The sequence below is a fragment of the Bathymodiolus azoricus thioautotrophic gill symbiont genome (assembly GCF_001298715.1).
Taxonomy (GTDB): domain Bacteria; phylum Pseudomonadota; class Gammaproteobacteria; order PS1; family Pseudothioglobaceae; genus Thiodubiliella.
In genome coordinates, this window is the sequence record NZ_CDSC02000508.1 from 1 (window position 1) to 2,680 (window position 2,680).

Consider the following 2,680-nt stretch of genomic DNA (forward strand, 5'->3'; position numbering starts at 1 on the left):
AACCCCAGACTTAGGGGGAAAGCATTCTAATGTTGCCATTACGGTTGCAGACAATGCCTTTACAGATGTTGCAAATAATACCAATACTACCATCATCACAAACACAACCAATGTTATCGATTTAAAAAAATGGGTTGATATTGATGGTAACGGCTCTGATGCTGATTTAACCAATTGGGATATGTCTCATGTAAGCGATGCAAGCCGAGCATTTTTTGATGCAACTACCTTTAATCAAAATATTGATAATTGGGATGTTAGTAAGGTGACTAATATGAGTCATATGTTTCTTAGCGCAAAGGTCTTTAACCAAAACATTGGTGGCTGGGATGTTAGCAAGGTAACCAATATGACTTATATGTTTCATAGTACAACCGCCTTTAACCAAGACATTGGCAGTTGGGATGTTGGCAAAGTGACTGATATGTCTTATATGCTTTCTAGCGCAGACGCCTTTAACCAAGACATTGGCAATTGGGATGTTAGCAATGTGACTACTATGGAATCGATGTTTTTGGCTGCCACAGCCTTTAACCAAGACATTGGCAATTGGGATATTTCGAGTTTAACAGGTGCAATAGATATGTTTCATAACACTTCAATGACTTTAAACAATATGGATGATACCTTGCGCGGTTGGGCAAAACTCGATACTGCTGCTGGCGAGAGTGCTATCCAGATCGATGTTGCTTGGGGTATTGAAAACTACACCGATGCCACTGCCAGACAATATTTAATAGGCACCTATAACTGGACTATTCATGGTGGCAGTTTTGATGGTAGAAAGACGATAAAGGGTGATAATGCTGCTAATATACTTACCACAACCAGCGCAAAAACCACACTACACGGCTTAGCCGGTAACGACACGCTGACCGGTGGCACTACAGATGACATTTTAGTTGGTGGTGTAGGCAATGACACCCTAACAGGTGCAAATGGTAGAGATATCTTTGATTATGGTTTTAAAAACGCAGGCAACGATTTTATTACCGATTTTACGCTAGGAAATACAAGCATAAATGCCAACGCAGATACCATTAACCTGAGCGACTTATTGACAGGATATACCCCTACTTCTAATTTAAGTGATTTTATAACAGTTGTTGCTGAGGGTGCCAACACGAAACTGACTATTGACCATGATGGCACTGGATCACTTAATGGCCTAGTAAACATTACTTTAAAAAATATTGCCTATAGAGTCGATTTGTTGACTGGTTTGATTGCTAATGGCAACTTAGTACTTGAGGCTAGCAGTCCAACCCTAACAATTGCAGGCAGTGGTGGCACAGATGCTACAGCCAACACAATCATATTTAATTTTAGTAAAGCTATTAAAGACGGAACATTTAGCATAGATGATATTAACATTGTCAATGGCACCATTAATTCAGGTTCATTGACTAAAGTAAGTGAGACGCAATACACCATTATGGTAACCCCAAGCTTAGGGGGAAAGCATTCTAATGTTGCCATTACAGTTGTAGCAAATACCTTTACAGATGTTGCTGGTAACGCTAATGTTGTCATCACTAAAAACATGACTCAAATTAACAATTTAACAAGTCAAGTTAATATTAATAATACAAATTCTGATGTTGATTTAACCCACTGGGATGTAACTCATGTAAGCAATGCAAGTCGAGCATTTTTTAATATAGTCACCTTCAACCAAGATATTAGCAGTTGGGATGTTAGCAATATAACCGATATGTCTGATATGTTTACTTACAAAGCCGTCTTTAACCAAGACATTGGCAATTGGGATGTTGGCAATATGATTAATATGGCTGGAATGTTTCATAGAGTAACCGCCTTTAACCGAGATATTGGTGATTGGGATGTTAGCAAGGTAACGAATATGCATGGAATGTTTGCCGTTTCAGCTGCCTTTAACCAAGATATTGGTGATTGGGATGTTAGTAAAGTAACAAATATGATGTCAATGTTTAGAAAATCAAGTGCCTTTAACCAAAACCTTAGCAACTGGGATATTTCGAGTTTAACACGTGCAATAGATATGTTTAATGACAGTGTAATGACTACCGCAAATATGGATGGTACCTTACGTGGCTGGGCAAAGCTTGACACTGCCGCTGGTGAGAGCGCTATTCAGAGTAATGTTACTTGGGGTATCGCAAACTACACTGATGCCACTGCTAGACAATATTTAATAGACACCTATCACTGGACTATTCATGGCAAGTTTGATGATAGTAAGACTCAACAGGGTACCGATGGTCAAGACTTTCTCACCGTAGATGGCGCAAGAACCACACTACATGGATTAGGTGATAACGATATGTTAGATGGCAGTACCACAGATGATATATTAATAGGTGGAGAAGGAGACGACACTTTAATAGGAAATGGGGGTAACGATATTTTTGTTTATAAATATGAAAATGCAGGTAATGACTTTATTGATGACTTTACTGTAGGAAACACAAGTACAAACGCTAATGCAGACATCATTGACCTTCGTGACTTATTGATAGGGTATAACACCTCTAATCTGAGTGACTTTATAACAGTGACTGCTGTTGACTCTGGCACCAAACTGACTATTGACCATGATGGTGCTCGCATCGGATTAGTTAACAACAATGCTGGTGCTGATAGCAAAGTAAGTATTACTTTAGCAAAGGTTACCTATAAAGCTGATTTATTAGCCATT

The 2,680-nt window shown here is 38.8% G+C and carries 1 protein-coding gene; it reads left to right on the forward strand.

Annotated elements, in window-relative coordinates:
* The coding region (locus tag BAZSYMA_RS09525) for a BspA family leucine-rich repeat surface protein (protein WP_090718545.1) at nt 1-2,680 on the forward strand (2,680 nt) is incomplete at both ends.